Source organism: Franzmannia qiaohouensis (genome assembly GCF_031451695.1).
Lineage (GTDB): Bacteria > Pseudomonadota > Gammaproteobacteria > Pseudomonadales > Halomonadaceae > Franzmannia > Franzmannia qiaohouensis.
Map to the genome: position 1 here is coordinate 39,618 of NZ_JARWAM010000009.1, position 15,330 is coordinate 54,947.

A 15,330-nucleotide genomic window follows, 5' to 3' on the forward strand; every position below is an offset into this window, starting at 1 on the left:
GCGCGACTATCCGCGGCCCGCCGACCGAGCAGCAGTAAGCAAATGACATTTCAGCAACTCCAACCGAAGGACTGTTAACGCAATGGTTACCATTCGTCTGGCACGTGGTGGCGCCAAGAAGCGTCCCTTCTATCACCTGACTGTAAGCGACTCGCGCAAGTCTCGTGACGGCCGCTTCATCGAGCGCGTCGGCTTCTTCAACCCGGTGGCCCGTGGCCAGGAAGAGCGCCTGCGCGTCGACCTCGACCGCGTGACCCACTGGCAGAGCCAGGGCGCCCAGGTCTCCGACCGCGTCGCCGAACTCCTCAAGGAAGCCCGCAAGCAGGCCTGAGCCTGATGCGTGACGCCGTGAGAGAGTCATTGGCCGGCCCCGAGACGGGCAGCGATGACCAGTACGTGGTACTGGGCAAGCTGACCAGTCCCTATGGGGTCAAGGGCTGGCTGAAGGTGTATTCGTACACCAGCCCGATGGACGGCATCCTCGACTACCCCGAGTGGCAGCTGCGCCTCGACGGCAACACCGTCACCCGGCGCTTGAGCCAGGGGCGGCGGCAAGGCAAGGGCCTGGTGGCCTGCCTTGAAGGGGTGACGTCGCGCGAGCTGGCCGAGCAGTGGGCGGGAGCGGAGATTCTGCTGCCCAAGCATGCCCTGCCGCGCCTCGCGCCGGGCGAGTACTACTGGCATCAGTTGGAAGGCCTGCGGGTAATGACTCGCGAGGGCGTCGACCTGGGCCGCGTCAGCTACCTGTTCGAGACCGGCGCCAACGATGTGCTGGTGGTCAGGGGCGACGCCGAGGCCGTCGACGACAGGGAGCGGCTGTTGCCGTTTCTACCCGACCAGGTGGTGCTTGAGGTGGATCTCGACGCCGAGCAGATGACGGTGGAGTGGGATCCCGACTTCTAGCTGTCTGGAAATTGTGCCGTGTGGATTGGGGTTGTCTCGCTGTTCCCGGAGATGTTCGATGCGATCAGCCGTTACGGGGTAACGGGGAGAGCGGTGAAGCAGGGGCTGCTGGAACTGGAATTCTGGAATCCCCGGGATTACGCGACGGACAAGCACCGCACGGTGGATGACCGCCCCTACGGTGGCGGGCCGGGCATGCTGATGAAGGTCGACACCCTGCGCGCGGCGATCCATGCCGCCCGCGACCGCGCCCAGGTCGCCAGCGGCCGGCCGGCCAAGGTGATCTACCTCTCGCCCCAGGGGCGAGTACTGGATCAGCAGGGCGTGCAGGAGCTGGCCAGCGGCGGCCCGCTGGTGGTGGTGGCGGGGCGCTACGAAGGCATCGATGAGCGGGTGGTAGAGGCCGATATCGATGAAGAGTGGTCGATCGGCGACTATGTGCTCAGCGGCGGCGAGCTGCCGGCCATGGTGCTGATTGACGCCGCGGCGCGGCTGGTGCCGGGGGTGCTGGGTCACCAGGATTCGGCGCTCGAGGACTCGTTCAACGACGGCCTGCTGGACTGCCCGCACTACACGCGCCCCGAGGCGATCGACGGGCGCCGGGTGCCGGACGTGCTGCTCAGCGGCCATCACGGCGAGATTCGCCGCTGGCGCTTGAAGCAGTCGCTGGGTCGCACCTGGCAGCGGCGCCCGGAACTGTTGCAGGACAAGGCGTTGAGCCGCGAACAGCGTCAGCTGCTCGAGGAGTTCATCGCCGACTACGCCGATCAGGCGGAGGTGCAGGGCACTCGTCCTGAGTCGGACGTCTGAGACGTCGACCGGCGAGGCACCTGTGTCACACACCAGCGATTCCCGCGTTATCGCAACAGCGACGAGCGTCGGGGTCACAGCCAGGCGGCATGGCCACTGGCATCAATGTATCGAGGAGCTAGCAATGAGCAGCAAGAACAAGGTGATCCAGGCGATCGAAGCCGAGCAGATGTCCAAGGAAATCCCGGCCTTCGCCCCGGGTGACACCGTGGTCGTCCAGGTCAAGGTCAAGGAAGGCTCCCGCGAGCGTCTGCAGGCCTTCGAAGGCGTGGTGATCGGCAAGCGCAACCGCGGCCTCAACTCCGCCTTCACCGTGCGCAAGATCTCCCACGGTGTCGGCGTCGAGCGTACCTTCCAGACCTACAGCCCGCTGGTGGCGGCCATCGACGTCAAGCGTCGTGGTGACGTGCGTCAAGCCAAGCTGTACTACCTCCGCGAGCGCAGCGGCAAGTCCGCGCGCATCAAGGAAAAGCTGGCCTAAGCGCCGCCGCGCGATGGCCATGGCGTGCTGCATGGCACGCCTCGCGAGACCCCGTCACCGCTTGCGCGGGGCGGGGTCTCGTTGCATTTGGGGCCGGACTGGCCAAGCGAGGGGCGATGCAGGATAGCGAGCGGATCGATGCGTTTCTCGACGCCCTGTGGCTGGAGCAGGGCGCCAGTGAGCACACCCTGGCCGCCTATCGGCGCGACCTGAATGCCTGGGCAGCCTGTCTCGCCGAGCACGGCGAGTCGCTGCTGGCGCCGGGCAACAGCCGCATCGCGGCGTGGCTGGAAGCGCGCCGCGCCGCCGGCTACCAGCTGCGCAGCAACGCCCGGCTGCTGTCGAGCCTGCGGCGCTTCTACCGCTGGGCGCTGGGCGAAGGCCTGCTCGAGCGCGACCCGCTGGCCGAGGTGCGGCTGCCGCGGGTGCAGCCCAATCTGCCCAACACTCTCGACGAGGAGGAGGTGGAGCGGCTGCTGGCGGCGCCGGACACCGACACCCCGCTGGGGTTGCGCGACCGCACCATGCTCGAGGTGCTCTATGCCGGAGGGCTGCGCGTCTCGGAGCTGGTGGGGTTGACGGTGGATGCCGTCAACCCGCGCCAGGGCGTGGTGCGGGTGCTGGGCAAGGGCGACAAGGAGCGGCTGGTACCGCTCGGCGAGGAAGCGCTGGTATGGGTCGAGCGCTACCTGCGCGGCGGGCGCGGTGCGCTGATGAGCGATATCACCCGGCCGCCGCTGTTTCCCGGCCGCCACGATCGCTGCATGACCCGTCAGACCTTCTGGCACCGTATCAAGGCCCATGCGCGCAGCGCCGGTATCGACAAGCCGCTGTCGCCGCACACGCTGCGCCATGCGTTTGCCACGCACCTGTTGAATCATGGTGCCAATTTGCGTGTCGTACAGCTGCTGCTGGGTCACAGCGACCTGTCGACGACCCAGATTTATACGCACGTTGCCCAGGCTCGCCTGGAAACGCTGCACGCCGACCATCATCCTCGAGGTTGAACATGACGTTATCACTGCCTGCCCTGCTGAGTCGCCTGCTGGCCGCGGCCCTCGTCTCCGCCAGCGCTTCCGCGCTGGCCTCCACCCATCATCAGCTGGCCGAGCGGCTGACCGTCAATGGCGAGCCGATGCCGGTGGAGGACGTGCGCGAGACGCCGCTGCCGGGCTTCTTCGAGGTGCGCTTGGAGAACGGCGAAACCTTCTACAGCGATGCGGCGGGCGAGTATTTCCTGGTCGGCGATATCTACCAGAACGCCGATAGCGGGTTGGTCAATATTACCGAGCAGGGCCGCAACGAGGCGCGGGCCGAGCGCCTGGCGCGCATTGCCGAGCAGGACAAGGTAGTGTTCCGCGGCGCCGAGAGCCGGGCGGTGATCAACGTCTTTACCGATCCCACCTGCCCCTACTGCCGGCGGTTGCACGAGGAAGTGCCGCAGCTCAATGCCATGGGCATCGAGGTGCATTACCTGGCGTTTCCACGCTCGGGCATGAATGCCGAGGGTGGTCGCATCCTGGAACAGGTCTGGTGTGCCGACAGCCCCAGCGAGGCGATGAGTGCCGCCAAGCGTGAAACACGCCTCGACAACGGCTATGACTGCGACAATCCGGTCGAGGACCAGTATCATCTGGGCATGGATGTCGGCGTCCAGGGTACGCCGGCGATCATCCTGCCAGATGGCCGCATGGTGCCGGGCTACGTGCCCGCCGAGCGCCTGGCGGAGATGCTCGAGATCGATCAATAAAGCGCAGCGACACGCCATCACACAAGCAAGGGGAGAGCGATTTGAAACCGGTGAGAGTGGGAATCTGTGGCTTGGGGACCGTCGGCGGTGGCACCTTCAACGTGCTGACGCGCAACGCCGACGATATCGCGCGGCGAGCCGGGCGGCCGATCGTCATCGAACAGGTGGCGATGCGTCGTGACAATCCGGACTGCGACACCACCGGCGTCAAGACCACCGGCGACGTCTTCGAGGTGGCGCGCAACCCCGATATCGACGTGCTGGTCGAACTGATTGGCGGCTACGACGTGGCCCGCGAGCTGGTCCTCACCGCCATCGAGCACGGCAAGCACGTGGTCACCGCCAACAAGGCGCTGATCGCCGTGCACGGCAACGAGATCTTCCAGGCCGCCCACGAGAAGGGCGTGATCGTCGCCTTCGAGGCGGCGGTGGCAGGCGGCATCCCGGTGATCAAGTCGCTGCGTGAGGGCCTGGGCGCCAACCGCATCCAGTGGCTGGCCGGCATCATCAACGGCACCGGCAACTACATCCTCACCCATATGCGCGACGAAGGCCGTGCCTTCGAAGACGTGCTGGCCGAGGCCCAGGCGCTGGGCTACGCCGAAGCCGATCCGACCTTCGACGTCGAGGGCATCGACGCCGCCCACAAGCTGACCATCCTCGCCTCGATCGCCTACGGCGTGCCGCTGCAGTTCGAGAAGGCCTATACCGAGGGCATCTCGCGGATCACCTCGGAAGACGTCGAGCAGGCCGACAACCTTGGCTATACCATCAAGCACCTGGGCATCTCCAAGCGCACCGACGACGGTTTCGAGCTGCGCGTGCATCCCACCCTGATTCCCAAGGAGCGTCTGCTGGCCAACGTGCACGGCGTCAAGAACGCTATCGCGGTGATGGGCGATGCGGTGGGGCCCACCCTCTACTACGGCGCCGGCGCGGGTGCCGAGCCCACCGCCTCGGCGGTGGTCGCCGACCTGCTCGACGTGGCTCGCGACATCACCACGGCCCACCACTATCGGGTGCCCTACCTGGCGTTCAGCGGCATTACCGAGATCGAGAACGACCTGCCGATACTGCCCATGGAGGATATCGTCACCGCCTACTACCTGCGGCTGCTGGCGGTGGACCGCCCCGGCGTGCTGGCGCGGGTGGCGACGATCCTCTCCGAGCAGGGCATTTCGATCGAGGCGATCATCCAGAAAGAGGCGACCGAGGGCGAGCTGGTGCCGATCATCCTGCTTACCCACCGCACCCGCGAGAAGAACATGAACGACGCCATCCGTCAGCTCGAGTCGCTGGCCGATATCGCCGGTCCGCTGACCCGTATTCGCGTCGAATCGCTGGACGAGCAGGAATAACACCATGCGCTATATCAGTACCCGCGGGCAGGCGCCCGCGCTCTCCTTCGAGGATGTCGTACTCACCGGGATGGCCAGCGACGGTGGCCTCTATGTGCCGGAGCAGATCCCGCAGCTGAGCCGTGACGACCTGGCAGCGATGGCCGGGCTCTCCTATGCCGAGATCGCCTTCCGGGTGATGAAGCCGTTCGTCAACGGCGAGATCGACGACGAGACGTTCCGCGGCATCGTGCGTGACGCCTATGCCACCTTCAGCCACGATGCGGTGGTGCCGCTCAACCAGCTCGACGCCAACCACTTCCTGCTCGAGCTGTTCCACGGCCCGACGCTGGCGTTCAAGGACGTTGCCCTGCAGCTGCTCGGCCGGCTGCTCGACCACTTCCTGAGCAAGCGCGGCGAGCGTGCGGTGATCATGGGTGCCACTTCCGGCGACACCGGCTCCGCCGCCATCGAGGGCTGCCGCCACTGCGACAACCTCGATATCTTCATCCTGCATCCGCACAACCGGGTCTCCGAGGTGCAGCGTCGCCAGATGACCTCGGTGCTGGCCGACAACGTCTTCAATATCGCCATCGAGGGCAACTTCGACGACGCCCAGGCGATGGTCAAGGCGAGCTTCGCCGACCAGTCGTTCCTCGGCGGCACCCGGCTGGTGGCGGTCAACTCGATCAACTGGGCGCGCATCATGGCCCAGATCGTCTACTACGTGGCCGCCGGCGTGGCGCTGGGCGCGCCGCATCGCCAGGTCAGCTTCTGCGTGCCGTCGGCCAACTTCGGCAACGTCTTCGCCGGCTACATGGCGTCGCGCATGGGGCTGCCGGTCAAGCAGTTCATCATCGCCACCAACGCCAACGACATCCTGCACCGCACCCTGGCCGCCAACGACTTCTCCAAGCAGGAGCTCAAGGCGACCCTGGCGCCGTCGATGGATATCGTGGTGTCGTCCAACTTCGAGCGCCTGCTGTTCGAGGCCTACGAGCGTGACGGCGAGGCGGTTCGCCAACTGCTCGAGCGCTTCCAGGCCGAGCCCACGGCGCTGGCCGAGGCGCCGCTCGAGCGGTTGCGCTCGCTGTTCGCCAGCCACAGCGTCGACGATGCCACCATCCTCGAGGTGATCCGCGAGGCGCACCACCGCACCAAGGAGCTGCTCGACCCGCACACCGCCACCGGCTATCGCGCCGCCGAGCGGGCGCGGGCCGATGCCGCCACGCCGATGATCACCCTGGCCACCGCCCACCCGGCCAAGTTCGCCGAGGCGGTGGTCAAGGCCGGCTTCCCGGGTGTGCCGCTGCCGCCGCACATGGACGACCTGCTGGAGCGCGAGGAGCGCTATAGCGTGCTGCCGGCGGAGCTGGACAAGGTGCAGGCGTTCGTGGCCGACAATCGGCGCTAAGCGCTACGAGTGAGTGGTAGCGAGAGGCGCCGGGGACAGGTCTGGAGGGGGTCTTTTTCCAGGGAAGGAAAAAGTAGCGTACAGGGAGGTATTTACAGCGCCCCCGAACAGGCCTGTCGCCGGATCAGCCTTGAGCGGGTACCAGCCACCTTTGGTGCCCAGGTCTCCCCGGCGCCCTTCGCTAGGTGCGTCGCTGCTATCGCCACCCATGGATGCCAACCAGAGGAGTCCGGCGTGGATGCTGTGATCGATCCCACCGACCTGCATACTCGGCTTACGCCACGACTGGAGCCGCGCCCCCGCGACGCAGCGCTCTACGCCCGCGCCCAGTGCGAAGGCCTCTCCGAGCTGCAGGCGCGGGTGCTGGCCGGGCGGCTGGCCGGCTATCAAGGCGAGATCGAAGCGCTGGTAGCGCCGAGCCTGCGCCACCTTGCCCACCCCGAGCGCCTCGCCGACGGTCGTCGCGCCGCCGAGCGTATCGCCCAGGCGGTGATGGAGGGCGAGCATATCGGTATCCTCACCGACTACGATGTCGACGGTATCACCTCCCATGTGGTGATCCTGCGCACCCTCACCGAGCTGTTCGGGGTGCCGGCCAGCCGCCTGCACAGCCTGATCGGCCACCGCATCAACGACGGCTACGGCATCAGCCTGCCGCTGGTGGAGCGTACCCTGCGTCTTACCCCGCGGCCGAGCCTGGTGATCACCGCCGACTGCGGCAGCTCCGACGAACCGCGCATCGCCCGGCTCAAGGCCGAGGGCATCGACGTGGTGGTCAGCGACCACCACGCGCTGCCGCTGGAGGGGCCGCCGCCCTCGGCCTATGCCTGCGTCAACCCGACCCGCGACGACTGCGACTACCCCGACCCGACCATCGCCGGCTGCATGGTGGCCTGGCTGACCATGTCGCTGGCCCGTCAGGTGCTGGTGGAGTGGGGCGCGCTGGCCGAGGCCACACCCAAGCTCTCGGCGTGGCTCTCCTACGTAGCGCTGGGCACGGTGGCCGACTGCGTGTCGCTGGGCGGCAGCCCGGCCAATCGCGCCGTGGTCAGCCAGGGCCTGCGCCTGATCAACCGCATGGACGCCGCCTGCTGGCGAGCCATGGCCGAACGCCTCGGCGCCGACAGCGTGCCCTTCGACGCCGAGACCCTGGCCTTTCAGATGGGGCCGCGGATCAACGCCCGCTCGCGTCTCGACGACCCCTATGCGGCGCTTCACTTTATGCTCGCCGAAGAGGATCACCTTGCGCAGCGGCATCTCGAGGTGCTCGATCAGGACAACCAGTCGCGCAAGGCCATCGAGGCCGAGATGGCCGAGCGGGCCCGGGTGCTGGCCCAGCCGCAGTTGGCCGACAATGCGCCAGTGCTGGTGGTGTTTCTCGAGAACGGCCACGCCGGGGTGCAGGGTATCGTCGCCTCGCGGCTGGTGCAGGCCTACGGTCGCCCGACCCTGGTGCTCACCCCGGCGGCCCAGCCCGGCATGCTTACCGGCTCGGGGCGCTCCATCGAGGCGCTGCACCTGCGCAATGCCCTGCAGCGCACCCACCAGTTGGCGCCTGAGGCGCTGCCGCGCTTCGGCGGCCATCGCGGGGCGGCGGGAGTCGGCGTGCCGGTTGAGCAGCTCGGCGCATTTCGCGCGGCGCTGCAACAGGCGGTCGGTGAGCAGCTTGGGGAGATGGAGCTCTATCCACGCATCCTCACCGACGGCGAGCTCGATGCCGCTCAGCTCAGCCTGGCCAGCCTCGACGAACTGGCGGCATTGGCACCCTACGGCCGCGAGTTCGATGCGCCGCTGTTCGAGGGTGACTTCCTGGTCGAGTCGCTGCGCGCGGTAGGGGCCGAGGGCAACCACCTGATGCTCGAGCTGTCCCGCGAGGGCGTCAGCCTCAAGGCGATCTGGTTCCGCGCCCTGACCCCCGGCGAGCTGCCGCCCTTCGGCCTTGGGGCCCAGCTGCGCTGCGCCTACAAGCTCAACCGCAACCGCTGGCGCGGGCGCGAGAGCCTGCAGCTGATGATCGAGCACGCCGAGCCGCGCTGAGCGTCACAAACGCATTGATACAAGGACTCACGGATGGAAGAGATCGATCTTCCCCAGGACCCGCATCGCCCCTACGAAGACGTCATGGCGATGCTGCTCGGCACCCTGCTGGTGGCACTGGGGGTGCACTTCTACAGCCAGGCGCTGCTGCTCACCGGCAGCACCGCGGGCATGGCGTTCCTGGTCCAGTACGCCACTGGCTGGCGCTTCGGGGTAGTGTTCTTTTTGATCAACCTGCCGTTCTACTACCTGGCGATCCGCCGTATGGGCTGGAGCTTTACCCTGCGCACCTTCGTCGCCATCGCCCTGGTGTCGCTGTTCGCCGAGCTCACCGGCCGCTGGCTCGACGTGGCCGCCCTCAACGCCGTGTATGCGGCACTGATGGGCGGCAGCCTGATCGGCATCGGCATGCTGGTGCTGTTTCGCCACCGCACCAGCCTCGGCGGCATCAATATCCTCGCCCTCTACCTGCAGGACAGCCGCGGCTGGCGCGCCGGCTACGTGCAACTGGCCGTCGATGCTCTGCTGCTGCTGATCGCCTGCTTCATGCTGCCGCTGGACAAGGTGGCGCTATCGGTGATCGGCGCGCTGGTGCTCAACCTGATCGTGGCGCTGAATCATAAGCCCGGGCGCTACATGGGCGTCAGCTAAGAGCGTGTCTACAGGCGGTCAGCGTTTGGCCAGCCAAAACCACCAGACGATGGCGGCGATCAGGGCAAGGCCTGCAAGATTGACGATCCAGCTCATGAGGCGGCCTCCTGACGCGGCTTCCACAGCCGCAGGCGGTTGGCGTTGCTGACCACGGTGATCGATGACAGCGACATCGCCGCCCCGGCGATCATCGGCGATAGCAGCATGCCGGTGAAGGGGTAGAGCACCCCGGCGGCGATCGGGATGCACAGGGTGTTGTAGCCGAAGGCGCCCCACAGGTTCTGCTTGATATTGGTCAGCGTGGCGCGGCTGATCTCGATGGCGTCGGCGATGCCGTGCAGCGAGCCGCGCATTAGGGTGATGCCGGCGCTCTCGATGGCGACGTCGGTGCCCTGGCCGATGGCGAAGCCGACATCGGCGCGGGCCAGGGCCGGGGCGTCGTTGATGCCGTCGCCGACCATGCCCACTACCTCGCCGGCCTGCTGCAGGCGCTCGATCTCGGCGTGCTTGTCCTCGGGCAGCAGCCCGGCGTGAAACTCATCGATGCCTACCTCGCGGGCAATGGCTGCGGCGGTGTGCGGGTTGTCGCCGGTCAGCATCACCACCTTGAGGCCGTCGGCCTGCAGGCGCCTGACCGCGGCCACGCTGTCGTCGCGCAGCGGATCGCTGATGCCGAACAGCGCGGCCAGCCGCCCGTCGATGGCGAGGTAAACCACGGTCCGTGCCTGCTGCTCCAACTCGCCCGCCTGGGCGTTGCCGGGAGTCAGGTCGACGCCGGCGTCTGCCAGCAGCCGGGCATTGCCCAGCAGCAGCGGCCGGCCATCGCCGCTTTCGGCCTTGACGCCGCCGCCGGTGACGCTGTCGAAGCCGCGAATCTCGGCGGCCTCGGCGCCGCTCTCCTGGGCATGCGCCAGCAGTGCCGCGGCCAGCGGGTGCTCCGAGCCGCGCTCCAGCGCCGCCACCAGGCCCAGCACGCTGTGCCGGTAGGCCTCCAGGTCTGTATCAGGGAAAACGTGCGCCTCGGTCACCCGGGGCTTGCCCTGGGTCAGGGTGCCGGTCTTGTCGACGACCAGGGTGGTCAGTTTACTGGCGATCTGTAGGGCCTCGCCGCTTCTCACCAGCACCCCGCGCTCGGCGGCCTTGCCGACCCCGATCATGGTCGAGATCGGCGTCGCCAGGCCCAGCGCGCAGGGACAGGCGATGATCAGCACCGTGGTGGCGGTTACCAGCATATGGATCACCCGCTGCTCGGCGCCAAGGTTGAACCAGGCCAGCGCGGTGAGCACGGCGATGATCATCACCGTGGGCACGAAGACGCTTGAGATACGGTCGGCCAGGGCGCCGATCGGCGGTCGCGAGTTCTGGGCGCGGGCCACCTGCTCGGTAATCTGGCCCAGCCGGGTGTCGTCGCCGACCCGGGTGGCACGGTAGACCAGCCCGCCCTTGCCGTTGACGGTGCCGGCGCTGACCTCGTCGCCCCCGGCCTTGCCCACCGGTAGCGGCTCGCCGGTGAGCATTGATTCATCGATATGGCTGGCGCCTTCGACCACCTCGCCGTCCACCGGCAGGCGCTCGCCGGGGCGCACGCGAATCAGGTCGCCCTGGCGCACCGCATCCAGCTCGACCTCGAACTCCTCGCCGTCGCGGATCACCCGGGCGCGGCGGCTCTGCAGGTCGAGCAGACGCCGCAGCGCCTCGCTGGTGCGGCCGCGGGCTCGCAGCTCAAGGGCATTGCCCAGCAGCACCAGGCCGATGATCATCGCCGAGGCCTCGAAGTAGATGCCGTGGGCGACCATCGGCAGCCAGGGGGCAAAGATCACCACCGCCATGGAGTAGAGCCAGGCGGTGCCGGTGCCCATGGCGATCAGGGTGTCCATATTGGCCTGGTGGTGGCGCAGGGCCTTCCAGGCGTTGACGAAGAAGTGGCGGCCTGGCCCCAGCAGCACGGCCAGGGTCAGCAGGCCGATCAGCGCCCAGAACAGCCGGCCCATGCCCACCGGGTGGGGGTGATAGACAAACATACTGGCCATCAGCGGCATGGCGAGCGCCAGCGACCAGGCGCTGCCGCGCAGCCGGCGGCGGTATTCGCGGGCGTCGTTGCGCTGGCGCGTCTGCTCGGCCTCACGCAGGTCGAGAATAGGCTCGGCGCCGTAGCCCGCGGCCTCCACGGCGCGGACCAGGGTGTCACGCTCAGCGCGGCCGTAGACCTGGGCGGTATGGCTGCCGAAGTTGACCGTAGCACTCTCCACGCCGGGTGCCTTGGCAAGGGCCTCCTGCACCGAGCGCACGCAGCTGGCGCAGGTCATGCCCGAGATCGCCAGGCGCTGGCTGTCGCTGCTACGGGCCGCAGGTGGCGGGGTGGCGTCCGCGGTGCTGTCCGTCGGCTCGCCCGGTATCTCGCCGGGAGGAAAGCCGCTTTCCTGCAGCAGCGCATCGAGGCGTGCTTCGCTCAGCACGCCGCTCACCCACAGCCGCTTGGCGGCCGGGTCACCCTCTACCTTGGCACTGGGGTCTTCGGCGAGCAGCGCGCGGCGTATCTTGCCGATGCAGCCCTGGCAACTGATCCCCGGAACCCGGCGCTCGATGGGGCTATCACTCATGGCGATCGCCTCGACTGGCGTCCAGGGGCTGTGGAAAACTCTCGATCAGCCGGCACAGGCTATGGCCATCCGGCGTGCCGTCGGGCATGTCGGCCCAGGTGTCGAGGGCCTGTTGCATGCGCGTGGCGAGTTCCTCGAGCCGGGCGATCTTGGCGCGCACCTCGGGCAGGCGGGCGGCGAGCATGTCGCGCACCAGTGGGCAGGGCGAGTCGCCGTGGTCGGCGTGGTCGAGGATCTCGCCAATCTCGCGCACGCTGAAGCCCAGGGTGCGGGCGCGCTGGATGAAGCGCAGCCGCGACAGGTCGTGCTGCCCGTACAGTTGATAGCCGTTTTCCGGATGACGGCGTGGGGTGAGCAGGCCCTCGCGGGTGTAGTGGCGCACCGTCTCGGCGGTGACGTCGGCGGCCTTGGCCAGTTCGCTGACTTTCATGGTGGCCTCGCAATCTGAAGTCGTGGCAGAAGTGTAAAACCTTTGGGTTACACCTAGGTCAAGCAACGTTGCACACCCCCGAGGACAGCGGCGGCGAGACAGGCTAAGTCGATGAAAGTTCGAGAGATCAAACGTTCGTGCGACCAAAGTATTAGAAAAAACTGCGTTAAAACAAACGTTTGGCCTTGATCCTGGCGGCGCGATGGGCGAAAAAGAGGGCGTACGCCCTTGCCCGGTGCGGGCAAGTCAGAAAAACAGCTCCAGCCTCACCTGGAAAAGGACGTCGATAATATGCATAACAAGGTCAACAAGCTTACCTGGGCCGTCGCCATTGCGGCCGCCGCCTTCGCCAGCCAGGTCAACGCTGGCGGCTACCAGATCAACGAACAGAGCGTCAGCGGCCAGGGCTACGGCCACGCCGGGCGCAGCTCTAACGTCAACGACGCCACTATCGTCTTTGGCAACCCGGCGGGGATGTCGTTTCTGGATCGGGCGCAGGTGACGGCGGGCGGCACCTACCTCAACGTCAATAGCGACATCGATAATGCGAGCGCCACCCGCAACGGCGCACCGATCGAAGGCACTACTGAAGGCGACATGGTGCCGGGGACACTCGTTCCCTTCGCCTTTTATGCACAGCCGGTCAATGAGCGCTTGGCCTTCGGTTTTGGTGTCTATGCGCCGTTCGGTTCAAAGACCGATTACGAAGATGGGTTCTTGGGCCGTAACTTGGGCAACTACACCGAGCTGACGGTAATGAGTGCTCAGCCGACTGTCTCCTACCGCTTCAATGATCAGTGGGCAATTGGTGCGGGTATTACCTATAACCGTGTAGATGGAGAGCTCCATCGCCAGGTGCCGCATGCTTTGGGCGGAGAAGTTGATTCGCGCGTAGAGGGGGATGATGAGGCTTGGGGGTATAATCTTGGCATCATGTATCAGCCGGTGCCGGAGACCACGTTTGGCCTCACCTATCGCTCCAAGGTGAGTTACACCCTCGAAGGCGACTTCCGTGCGACGGCCAATGACAATACCCTGGGCAATCCCCCGCCATTTGGAATTGGCGCTGGCCAGGGTGATGTGGTTGCTCAAGACGATAACGCAAGCCTCGATCTAACGACGCCCGAGACGGTGAACTTTTCTGTGACCCAGGAGATGAGTGACAACCTCAAGCTCATGGCCGGCGTTTCATGGACTCGCTGGAGTCGCTTTAATGAGATTCTGGTGACCGGCGGCGATGGCGATACCATTACGCGTGAGCCACAGGATTATTCTAATGCCTGGGCCTTCGCGGTGGGCGGTGAGTACCAGCTCAATCCGCAGTGGGTACTGCGTAGTGGTGTGACTATCGACAACACACCGACTAGTGACCAATTCCGCAGTGCGCGGATTCCCTCCGATGATCGTCGGATTTTCTCCGTTGGTGCCGGCTGGAGTCCCACAGACGACCTCACACTCGACTTCGCCTACTCCTATCTCACCGAGCGTAGGACGCATGTCGATCAGGAGCGTACCGATGAGTTGATCGATAATGTTCCGGGTGTCACCTCAACCTACTCCGCCGACTACAAAAACGAGGCCCACGGTTTCGGCGCCCAGTTGACCTACCGCTTCTAGGCACAGCACGCGCGACACGACGACACCCGGCTGCGGCCGGGTGTCGTCGTTCAGGGCTGCCTGCGTGCCACGGGATAGCTGGCGCGGCCGGGTTTCGCTACAATGTCGCTCTTTCTCGTGCCACCGCGGTTCGGCCTTGTGCCGGTGCCGCGGTGGCCGTTTTCCCTGCAGACTCAGGCGAACCACATGTTGGAAACCAATCCGATTCACAATCAGATCAAGGACCTGTCCGAGCGGACAGACGTCCTGAGGGGGTATCTTTGACTATGCCGAGAAGAAGGATCGGCTAGAAGAGGTTACCCGCGAGCTGGAAGACCCCAATGTCTGGAACGATCCGGACTACGCCCAGAAGCTCGGCAAGGAGCGCGCCTCCCTGGAGCAGATCGTCGCCACCATCGACGAGCTCGACCAGGGCCTGGCCGATAGCGCGGACCTGCTCGAGCTGGCCGAGATGGAAGAGGACGAGGGCACCGTCGAGGAGGTCCGCAAGGAGCTCGACGGCATGCAGCTGAGCCTCGAGAAACTCGAGTTCCGGCGCATGTTTTCCGGCGAGATGGACGAGAACAACGCCTATCTTGATATCCAGGCCGGCTCTGGCGGCACCGAGGCCCAGGACTGGGCCAACATGCTGCTGCGCATGTACCTGCGCTGGGCCGAACATCATGGCTTCAAGGCCGAGATCACCGAGGTCTCGGCCGGCGAGGTGGCGGGCATCAAGTCGGCCACCATCCACGTCCAGGGCGATCACGCCTTCGGTTGGCTGCGCACCGAGACCGGCGTGCACCGCCTGGTGCGCAAGAGCCCCTTCGACTCCGGTGGGCGGCGTCACACCTCGTTCGCCTCGGTGTTCCTGTCGCCGGAGGTGGACGATAGCTTCGAGGTCGAGATCAACCCCGCCGACCTGCGCACCGATACCTATCGCTCCAGTGGCGCGGGCGGCCAGCACGTCAACACCACCGACTCGGCGGTGCGCATCACCCACGAGCCCACCGGCATCGTGGTGGCCTGCCAGAGCCAGCGCAGCCAGCACGCCAACCGCGACTTCGCCATGAAGCAGCTCAAGGCCAGGCTGTGGGAACACGAGATGCAGAAGCGCAACGCCGCCAAGCAGGAAGCCGAGGAGTCCAAGGCCGACATCGGCTGGGGCAGCCAGATCCGCTCCTACGTGCTGGACGATCAGCGCATCAAGGACCTGCGCACCGGCGTGCAGTCGAGCAGCTGCGACAAGGTGCTTGATGGCGATATTGACCAGTTTATCGAAGCCAGCTTGAAGCAAGGATTGTAGCTTCGAGCCACGGGC

14 protein-coding genes are annotated in these 15,330 nt (G+C 66.3%); 12 read left to right on the forward strand and 2 right to left on the reverse strand.

The window, feature by feature from the left end:
- Window positions 1–82: 82 nt before the first annotated feature.
- From rpsP to QC821_RS13450, 10 genes are all read left to right on the forward strand, one after another.
- Window positions 83–331 (forward strand): 30S ribosomal protein S16, encoded by a 249-nt coding sequence (gene rpsP / locus QC821_RS13405; RefSeq protein WP_076746240.1) that lies wholly within the window; start codon window positions 83–85, stop codon window positions 329–331.
- Window positions 332–336: 5 nt separating this feature from the next.
- A complete protein-coding gene (gene rimM / locus QC821_RS13410) occupies window positions 337–903 on the forward strand; it encodes a ribosome maturation factor RimM (RefSeq protein ID WP_309722347.1) in 567 nt (188 codons plus the stop codon).
- Window positions 904–921: 18 nt separating this feature from the next.
- Window positions 922–1,713, forward strand: a complete 792-nt coding sequence (trmD, locus tag QC821_RS13415; RefSeq protein ID WP_309722349.1) for a tRNA (guanosine(37)-N1)-methyltransferase TrmD — start codon at window positions 922–924, stop codon at window positions 1,711–1,713.
- A 124-nt stretch (window positions 1,714–1,837) separates the two neighbouring features.
- Window positions 1,838–2,194 carry a 50S ribosomal protein L19 gene (gene rplS, locus QC821_RS13420; RefSeq protein ID WP_163501065.1) on the forward strand — a complete coding sequence of 119 codons (357 nt, stop codon included), beginning with the start codon at window positions 1,838–1,840 and terminating at the stop codon, window positions 2,192–2,194.
- Window positions 2,195–2,310: 116 nt separating this feature from the next.
- Window positions 2,311–3,201, forward strand: coding sequence for a site-specific tyrosine recombinase XerD (xerD, locus tag QC821_RS13425; RefSeq protein ID WP_309722357.1), 891 nt, complete (start codon window positions 2,311–2,313; stop codon window positions 3,199–3,201).
- A 2-nt stretch (window positions 3,202–3,203) separates the two neighbouring features.
- A complete protein-coding gene (locus tag QC821_RS13430; RefSeq protein ID WP_309722359.1) occupies window positions 3,204–3,944 on the forward strand; it encodes a DsbC family protein in 741 nt (246 codons plus the stop codon).
- A gap of 41 nt (window positions 3,945–3,985) precedes the next feature.
- Window positions 3,986–5,302, forward strand: coding sequence for a homoserine dehydrogenase (locus QC821_RS13435; RefSeq protein ID WP_309722361.1), 1,317 nt, complete (start codon window positions 3,986–3,988; stop codon window positions 5,300–5,302).
- A 4-nt stretch (window positions 5,303–5,306) separates the two neighbouring features.
- Window positions 5,307–6,695, forward strand: a complete 1,389-nt coding sequence (gene thrC / locus QC821_RS13440) for a threonine synthase (protein WP_309722363.1) — start codon at window positions 5,307–5,309, stop codon at window positions 6,693–6,695.
- Window positions 6,696–6,938: 243 nt separating this feature from the next.
- On the forward strand, window positions 6,939–8,732 hold the full coding sequence (gene recJ, locus QC821_RS13445; RefSeq protein ID WP_309722776.1) for a single-stranded-DNA-specific exonuclease RecJ: 1,794 nt from the start codon (window positions 6,939–6,941) through the stop codon (window positions 8,730–8,732).
- A gap of 33 nt (window positions 8,733–8,765) precedes the next feature.
- On the forward strand, window positions 8,766–9,383 hold the full coding sequence (locus tag QC821_RS13450; RefSeq protein WP_309722365.1) for a YitT family protein: 618 nt from the start codon (window positions 8,766–8,768) through the stop codon (window positions 9,381–9,383).
- Between the two features lie 92 nt (window positions 9,384–9,475).
- Here QC821_RS13450 and QC821_RS13455 read toward each other — a convergent pair whose 3' ends face one another.
- On the reverse strand, window positions 9,476–11,983 hold the full coding sequence (locus QC821_RS13455) for a heavy metal translocating P-type ATPase (protein WP_309722367.1): 2,508 nt from the start codon (window positions 11,981–11,983) through the stop codon (window positions 9,476–9,478).
- Window positions 11,976–12,413: a MerR family transcriptional regulator gene (locus QC821_RS13460; protein WP_309722369.1), complete on the reverse strand. Its 438-nt coding sequence runs from the start codon at window positions 12,411–12,413 to the stop codon at window positions 11,976–11,978. Before QC821_RS13460 ends, QC821_RS13455 begins: the two co-directional genes overlap by 8 nt.
- A gap of 291 nt (window positions 12,414–12,704) precedes the next feature.
- On the opposite strand from QC821_RS13460, the gene QC821_RS13465 reads away from it, so the two are divergent.
- Together QC821_RS13465 and prfB are read left to right on the forward strand one after the other, a co-directional pair.
- Window positions 12,705–14,030: an OmpP1/FadL family transporter gene (locus tag QC821_RS13465; protein ID WP_309722372.1), complete on the forward strand. Its 1,326-nt coding sequence runs from the start codon at window positions 12,705–12,707 to the stop codon at window positions 14,028–14,030.
- Window positions 14,031–14,216: 186 nt separating this feature from the next.
- Window positions 14,217–15,315, forward strand: a protein-coding gene (gene prfB, locus QC821_RS13470) for a peptide chain release factor 2 (protein WP_340349291.1) whose coding sequence is annotated in 2 segments (ribosomal slippage) — window positions 14,217–14,291 and window positions 14,293–15,315 — 1,098 coding nt in all. Because the reading frame shifts where the segments join, the coding sequence is not laid out codon by codon here.
- Window positions 15,316–15,330: the final 15 nt, after the last annotated feature.